This window comes from Arthrobacter sp. TMN-50, assembly GCF_054511125.1.
The window spans coordinates 25,247-33,021 of record NZ_JBTNDG010000017.1 but is presented as its reverse complement, the minus strand read 5'-3'; the positions used below and the strand labels follow the sequence as shown (position 1 = coordinate 33,021).

The following is a 7,775-nucleotide window of genomic DNA, read 5'->3' as shown; positions in this document are numbered from 1 at the left end:
CGCGAAGTCACCCAAGCGCTGCTGGAAAAGGACCACCATCTCGTCCAGGCCAGCCAGGTCATCCTGGGCGACAAAGGCTTCGCCGGTAAGGACTTCGAACGCTTCATTACCGAGGACCTCGGCGCCCACCTCATCAGGCCCGACCGTAAGGACGAAAAGCCACGCTTCGGCAAATTCGGTGGCATCAGGCAGTGGATCGAATCAGTCTTCGACACCCTCAAAGGCCAACTCACCCTCGAAGACCACGGCGGACGAACCTCGAAGGCGTCTACGCCCGGGTCGCCGCCAGGCTACTGGCCCTCGCGGCCGGAATCTGGCACAACTGGCTGACCGGCACGCCCCGCAAGCGCTCCCTAATCGCCTACGACCACTAAATCCAATCGGAATTAATCATCTAGGGCAAGGTCAATACTGGACGCAGAGCACGGCCAACCCAGTGCCCCCAGAGCCCCACCTAAAAGTCCGCCGCCTTCGAAGGGATCACCCTTGTCAACCATTAAGCAGAAGATTGAGCAAAAGAGTGAGCAGAAACAGGGAAACAAGACGGCGCTGGTCGTTGCCGGGTTTGTGTTGCTTCATGTGATCTGCTGCGGGCTGCCGTTACTGATCGCTGCCGGAGCCCTCGGCGCAACTGGATCACTGCTGGGCAATCCATGGCTGATCACTGCCGCAGTCGTCTTGGCCCTCGGCGTGCTGGTCTGGGCTTTCCGGCGCCGCGCTCCCGGGAAAACCGACGACGGTGATTGCTGCGCGACCCCAGGTACGCCCGGGCGGGATCAGATCCAAAACCAGACCGGGCAGGGTCCGGCGGCAGATGACCCGCCCAGACGGCATCCGTGCTGGGCTCTGTAGCAGAAATCGGAGTAGCAGAGATCGGAAGAGCCCATGGTGGCTGACAGGGATGGTGCTGATACTCGTCACCGCGGCAGTCGGGATCCTGTCGGTATCGCTGCTTCCTCTGAAGTTGAGCAAGGGGTCACGCCCGGAGCTGCCGTGGTGGGAGGGGACTTCATGGCCCGCACCGTGGAGGGAACACAGGTTCCGATTCCGGGATCTCAGCCTAGCGTGTTGTTTTTCTTCTCCATTGAGTGCGGTACCTGCGGGCCGGCAACGAACGTCCTTGCCGAGCTGCAACGGGAGTCACCGGACGAAGCACATTATGTTGCCGTCGATATTGCACCCTACGAAACCGTCGAGGAAATCGAAGCGTTCCTGGGCGAAAATCACGGGTCATCTTTGGCCTTTGCCACTGACTTGAACGCCCGTTTGATCACCGCTTACCAGATTAGCCAGGTAAGTACGGCCGTCGTTCTGGACGCCACGGGTAGTGAAGTGTTCCGTGCTGTAGATCCAAGCGCTGCACAGCTCCGAACAGCCCTGATTGCAGCAGGCACGCAATAGCGCATCAGATCTCAAGGCCCGGGACCGGCGTCCGACAGCTCACCACAACGAAGAGACGGCTTCCAGGCAGCCTGCCTCTAGTCAGCGTCAGTCAGGCTTGACCTTCCCCCGTGGGGGAAGGTTGATGATGTGATGAGTAGGAATTTTGGTGTTGCTTTTTGCCCTGGTGATCAACCGGAGCCGGGCGGCGCTCAACCTTGGAAGGATTAACATGCCCATAGATGCGAAGAATGACAAACGCTCCGGCATGATGCCGAGAACGACGGGCGGTGGCTGCGCTCCCTCGGGTTCGGGCCGGGTCCCGCCCTGGGGTTCCACTGTCTTTCTGGACACGATGCCGTCCGATGCCGACCGGCACAATGATGGCCTCTCTGACCGTCCAGCTTCGCTGGCATCGAGAACCCGCGCATGACCGGGGCGCTGGGTCTGGCCTTTTTGACCGGGATGCTTGCGACCGTAAATCCGTGCGGGTTTGCGATGCTTCCGACGTATCTGGCGTATTTCATTGGTTCCGGCCCAGGCAGCGGACCCAAGCGACCGCTTCTGGCAGGGCTTCGGGCAGGTATTGCGTTGAGCGCCGGATTCGCCACGGTTTTTGTGACAGCCGGGCTGCTCGTTGCGGTGGGACTACGCTCGATTGCTTCGGCGCTGCCCTGGGCCGCGGTGGTCATCGGCGCCGTGATCGTCATCGCCGGTCTGGGAATGATCGTCGGGTGGCAACTGCCGGGCACCCGGCTGAACCTGAACCGGTTCCTCAAGACGGACGGAACCGGCTCCGGACTCAAAGGGGTATTCGGTTACGGTGTGGCCTACGCGGTGGCCGCTCTTTCCTGCAGCCTGGCCCTCCTGCTGGCCGTCGTGGCGCAGGCCGTGTCCACGGGAAGCCTGCTTGGGCTGGTGGCAGTCTTCGCCGCCTACGCTTTGGGCTCATCGGTAGTACTGATTCTGTTGTCTCTCGGCGCTGCGGTGGCACGCGATGCCCTGGCTCGCCACGTCCGCCGGCTGCTGCCCTACATTAACCGGCTCGGCGGGGCGGCCCTGGTCCTGGCCGGAATGTATCTGTTGCTCTACTGGGTGCCTGCTCTGAGCGGCGGGCAGGCCGGCGGGATCATGGGCTCGGCCGTCACTGCAGCCAGTGTGGGACTGTCCGGTTTCATCACGGACACCTGGCCGGTGATCACGGCAACGGCCGTGGCCGCAATCCTCGCAGTGCTGGCTTTTTCCCGTGGACGCCGCAACGAAGCCAAGGCCCCGGACGCGGATCCGGCAGACGGATTTGATCGCAGGGATGCGATTGACACCCGCAACGGCGCGGACTCGTGCTGTGCCCCTGGATCCACGGAACCACTAAATGATCGCAACCAACAGCAAGGAACCCCATGACCGCCACCAAAAACCGTCGGCGCATCCTGATCATTACCGCGTTCGTCGCGGTCGTGGCCGTTGTGGTGATCCTTGCTGGCATAGCGCTGAACCGCGGCGCAGGAGCCGACACCGCTGCTGCTGGTGGAACGTCCGTGGACAGGATCGAGCTCACTTCCACGGAAGGGGATCCTGTCACCGTGCCCGCAGAGCGTCCCACGGTCCTGTATTTCATGGCGAGCTGGTGCTTCACCTGCATTCCGCAGGCGGAAGCGATGAAGGAACTGGAAGCCGAGTACGCTGACCAGGCTGATTTCGTGGGAGTCGATGTGACCCCGGGAAATACGAAAACACAGGTTGACGAGTTCCGTGAACTGGCAGGGTTCCCTGAGCATCCCTACGTCGTCGACGAAACAGGTGAACTGTCTAAGAAGTACGAGATCGTTTCCCTGGATTCCACCGTGGTCATCGCCCCGGATGGTGAAGTCCTCGGGCGCGTCGACGCGCAACCAATGAAAGCTGAGGCCCTGCGGGAATTCCTCGACGAAACACTCCCTTAGACGATTCAGTTCCAGGCCTGTCCGGCCCGCCCCGGGGCAAGGTGGAGTGGAAGGCACGGACGGGACCTGGCCGGCTGTGGTGAGCAACTGGCACCCGGAATCCTTGACCTTCCCCCGAAGGGGAAGGTGCAGACTGGGTGTAGCCCCCAAACCGAAGATCACCCACCGGCCACGGCCGGTGCGTTCCAGATGAGAATTGTGGAGAATGTCATGCCTGAGGCAGTACCGGATTTTGATTTAGCCGTCATCGGGTCAGGCGGCGGCGCTTTCGCTGCCGCAATCAGGGCAACCAATCTCGGCAAACGGGTGGTCATGATCGAGCGCGGAACTGTGGGCGGGACCTGCGTAAACACCGGGTGCGTACCCTCAAAAGCTTTGCTGGCCGCCGCCGAGGCACGCCACACCGCCCAGGATTCGGGTAGGTTCCCCGGCATCACCACCGTCGCTGAACCGGTGGACATGGCCGGGCTGATCGGGGGTAAACGTTCCCTGGTGGACACCATGCGCTCCGATAAATACGTGGACTTGATCGGCGAATACGGGTGGGAACTGCGCCAGGGCAATGCCGTATTCGCCGGTGACGCCGCGGAACCGGTACTGGAGGTCACCGCAACGGACGGAACCCGGGAAACAATCACGGCCGCCCACTATTTGGTGGCCACCGGATCAGCGCCTTGGGCGCCGCCCATCGAAGGGTTGGACGGGGTGGATTATCTGAGCTCCACCACGGCCATGGAACTCGACGAGGTGCCCGAATCCCTGCTGGTCATCGGTGGCGGCTATGTGGCTCTGGAACAGGCACAGCTCTTCGCCCGGCTCGGTTCGAAAGTGACGATGCTGGTGCGCTCCCGGTTAGCCTCCGCGGAGGAACCCGATGCATCCCGGGCGTTGATGAGTGTTTTCGCTGATGAAGGCATCCGGGTTATCCGCCGGGCCAACCTCTCCTCCGTCACCGTGGACGCCGCCGGCGGGATTGTGGCCCAGGCGGCAATCGCCGGCGGACAGGAGAAAATCCGGGCAGCGAAACTACTCGTCGCCACGGGCCGGCGCCCAGTCACCGACGGCCTGAACCTGGCAGGAGTGGGCGTGAAAACCGGGGACAAGGGTGAAGTCCTGGTGCAGGACACGCTGATCAGCTCGAATCCGCGGATCTGGGCTGCCGGTGATGTCACCGGGCACCCCGAGTTCGTATACGTGGCTGCCTCCCACGGCACGTTGATGGTAGAGAACGCCTTCAACAACGCAGAACGTGAAGTGGATTACCGGTACCTGCCCCGGGTGACGTTTACCGGGCCGACCCTGGCCGCGGTGGGGATGACGGACAAACAGGCCCGGGACGCGGGCATCATCTGTGAGTGCCGGGTCCTGCCGCTGGAATACGTGCCCCGGGCATTGGTCAACAGGGACACCCGCGGATTCATCAAAATCGTTGCTGAAGCCGACACCGGGCGGATCCTGGGCATCACCGCTGTCGCCAAGGAAGCCGGCGACATCGCCGCAGCCGGGGTCTATATTCTCCAGGCCGAGATGACCGTGGATCAGGTCGCGAACCTGTGGAGCCCGTACCTGACCATGGCCGAAGGCATCAAAATCGCCGCCCAGTCCTTCAACACCGACGTCTCCCGGCTCTCCTGCTGCGCCTCCTGACCTTGCAGCCCAACGACCGTAACCACTGAAAGGAACAGTTCCGTGCCGGACAACATCAATAAGGTAATCGACCGGCTTGCCTCCACCGAAACAGGGATGCAGCCCTGGCTCTGGTTGCCGCTGCTGAAACTCCTCGCCCAAGGCGACCCGGTCGACGTAGGGGATCTCGCCGCAGCCACCGGCCGCCCCGTCGATGAAGTCCGCACCGCTTTGGAGGCCATGGCCGACACCGAGTATGACGGGTCCGGGCGGATCATCGGCCAGGGCCTGACCCAGCGTCCCACCCAGCACCGCTTCGAAGTCGACGGCGAACAGCTCTACACCTGGTGCGCCCTGGACACCCTGATCTTCCCCACCCTCCTGGGCGCGACCGCGCGGATTGAATCCGCCTCAAAGGCCACCGGTACGCCGGTAAGGGTAACGGTGGATAACACCGGCGTTACCGGCGTCGAGCCGGCCACCGCCGTCGTCTCACTCGTGAATCCGCAAGACATGAGCTCCGTGCGTTCGTCCTTCTGTAACCAGGTCCACTTTTTCACCTCACCCGAAGAAGCCGCCCCCTGGCTCGAAGACCATCCCGAAGGCACCGTGATACCTGTCGGGGAAGCCTACCGGCTTGGCTCTTCCATGGCGGAGAAGATGCTCGCCCAAACACCAGAACCCACCACTGACCAGCAGGAGAGCGGGGCGCAAAGCTGCCACTGCTGAGCCAAGACCCTATCCCGTCCTGCCCTGACGTAGCCCACGCAACAAGCAGGGGTGTGCGACGCCGGATAGGTGATGGTACAAAATATTCGACGATAGCCCCCCGAGAGATCCACCGAATCAGAAGGAGATCCAAGATGAGCGAACACTTCGATGTTGCGGTAATCGGTATGGGACCGGGCGGTGAGGTTGCTGCGGACCGCCTTCTCAAAGCAGGAAAAAAGGTAGCGATTTTTGAACGCGAACTAATTGGCGGGGAGTGCGCCTACTGGGCGTGCATCCCGTCCAAAACTGTGCTGCGGCCACCGGAAGCGCGCACGGAAGTGCAACGGGCCGCCGGGGTCTCCGGCGCGGAACTGGACTGGACCGAAACCTCGAAGTACCGGGACTACATGATCCGCAATCTCGATGATCAGGCCCAGGTCGAAGGTTATGTGAAAGAGGGTGCCGTGGTTCTCAAAGAGGAGGCCCGGATTACCGGGCCGGGCCGGATCCAGGCGGGGGGCCGGGAAATCACGGCCGACCATATTGTTATTGCCACTGGCACCGAAGCGGTGATTCCACCGTTGGAAGGCATCGAGAACATTACGGCGTGGACCAACCGTGAGACCTACACCGCCAGCACTCTTCCGGAGCGAGCGGTGATTATCGGTGGCAGCGCGGTTGGTGTTGAAACGGCGATGTTCCTGGCCCGTTTCGGAGTCAAGGTCACCCTTGTTCACCGCGGGAAACGGTTGATCGGCCGAGAAGAGGCCCGAGTTGGTGAGCTGGCTTACCAGTACTTGCAGGAATACGGTATTGACATCCGGCTTGGTACTTCCGCTGCCCGGGCACGATGTGAAGGCGCTGACAGCGTCGTCGAACTGGTGACCGGTGATGGGGAACCAGGTGGTGACGTGGCAGCTGACGTCGTGATCTTCGGCACCGGGCGCAAACCCCGCACCAAAGGGCTCGGCTTCGAACACGCCGGGGTAAAGTTTGGCGACCGCGGCGAAGTGCTGGTCGATGAGCAGTGCCAGGCCGCAGAGAAAACCTGGGCCATCGGCGACGTCACCGGCATCATGCCCTTCACCCACGTCGCGAAATACCAGGGCCGGATCGTTGCGGATGCCATTCTCGGACGGCCCCACCCGGCCACCTATGACGGGATACCACGGGTGGTATTTGCTGACCCTGAAATCGCCGCCGCCGGCCTGACCCACGACGAGGCCGAACACCACGGCATCCGCACCGCCGCCACCGAACTTGACCTTGCCAACGCCATCGCACGCCCGTGGACTTACGAACAGGACCCGCGCGGACACCTGGGGTTACTCGCTGATGCTGACCGGAAAATTCTCATCGGGGCGTGGGCGGTGGGACCGATGGCCGGAGAATGGATCCACTACGCCTCTCTGGCGATTCGCACGCAGTTGCCCATCAACACCCTCCTGGACCAGGTGGCACAGTTCCCCACCTACCACGAGGCTTACCAGGCGGCACTGGAGAAACTCGACCTCCGGTAGCATCCGGGATGAAACCTGAGCGCGGTTCGCCGTAGGACCGGGCAGCAAGATCAACGCGAAAACGTGTCACGACGACCTTCCACTACAATGGAAGGTTAAAGGAAAGTACTACCAGGATGAGGTGAATCATGCGTATCGGTGAAGTTGCTGCGTCCTCCGGTGTGACGACCAAGGCCCTCAGATTTTATGAGGAGCGCGGGCTTCTGCCCCAGGCTGACCGCTCGACCAACGGGTATCGGGATTACCCGCAGGAAACCCTTGGCAGGATAGAGTTCATCCGGCGCAGCCAGGTAGCCGGCCTTTCCTTGTCTGAAATCCGTGGCATTCTCCGTATCAGGGATGCGGGGGAGGCGCCCTGTGGTCACGTACGGGATCAGTTATCTGAACACCTCAGAAACCTTGACAGGCAGATCGCTGAGCTTACCGCGCTGCGGGAATCCGTTGCCGGTTTTTATGAAATCGCCGCGGCAGGCGACCCCAATCAGTGCAACGCTGAACGTATCTGTAGCTACCTCTAGACGGGTCCGCCCAGTCCCGTTGCTGATCAATTCGAACTGTGGATCAGAGCCTTGGTTCAAAATGGTTACAATTATCC

At 61.9% G+C, this 7,775-nt stretch carries 8 protein-coding genes and 1 pseudogene; all 9 read left to right on the top strand.

Features of this window, described 5'->3' with window-relative positions:
• Positions 1-374, top strand: a pseudogene (locus ACX80A_RS14105) (transposase); the annotation flags it as partial.
• Between the two features lie 112 nt (positions 375-486).
• Entirely contained in the window at positions 487-852 is a 366-nt protein-coding gene (locus ACX80A_RS14100; protein ID WP_459260393.1) for a hypothetical protein, read from the top strand.
• 159 nt (positions 853-1,011) lie between these two features.
• On the top strand, positions 1,012-1,401 hold the full coding sequence (locus tag ACX80A_RS14095; protein WP_459260392.1) for a thioredoxin-like domain-containing protein: 390 nt from the start codon (positions 1,012-1,014) through the stop codon (positions 1,399-1,401).
• 408 nt (positions 1,402-1,809) lie between these two features.
• Positions 1,810-2,784: a cytochrome c biogenesis CcdA family protein gene (locus ACX80A_RS14090; RefSeq protein ID WP_459260390.1), complete on the top strand. Its 975-nt coding sequence runs from the start codon at positions 1,810-1,812 to the stop codon at positions 2,782-2,784.
• The gene (locus ACX80A_RS14085; RefSeq protein WP_459260388.1) at positions 2,781-3,323 is read left to right on the top strand and encodes a peroxiredoxin family protein; all 543 of its coding nucleotides are present in this window, start codon (positions 2,781-2,783) and stop codon (positions 3,321-3,323) included. The genes ACX80A_RS14090 and ACX80A_RS14085 overlap by 4 nt, the downstream gene beginning before the upstream one ends.
• Before the next feature lie 210 nt (positions 3,324-3,533).
• On the top strand, positions 3,534-4,970 hold the full coding sequence (gene merA, locus ACX80A_RS14080) for a mercury(II) reductase (RefSeq protein WP_459260387.1): 1,437 nt from the start codon (positions 3,534-3,536) through the stop codon (positions 4,968-4,970).
• A 42-nt stretch (positions 4,971-5,012) separates the two neighbouring features.
• A complete protein-coding gene (gene merB, locus ACX80A_RS14075; protein ID WP_459260386.1) occupies positions 5,013-5,678 on the top strand; it encodes an organomercurial lyase MerB in 666 nt (221 codons plus the stop codon).
• Between the two features lie 134 nt (positions 5,679-5,812).
• Positions 5,813-7,180 carry a dihydrolipoyl dehydrogenase family protein gene (locus ACX80A_RS14070; RefSeq protein WP_459260385.1) on the top strand — a complete coding sequence of 456 codons (1,368 nt, stop codon included), beginning with the start codon at positions 5,813-5,815 and terminating at the stop codon, positions 7,178-7,180.
• A 128-nt stretch (positions 7,181-7,308) separates the two neighbouring features.
• Complete coding sequence (locus ACX80A_RS14065) at positions 7,309-7,698, top strand: heavy metal-responsive transcriptional regulator (protein WP_459260384.1); 390 nt, start codon at positions 7,309-7,311, stop codon at positions 7,696-7,698.
• Positions 7,699-7,775 lie beyond the last annotated feature (77 nt).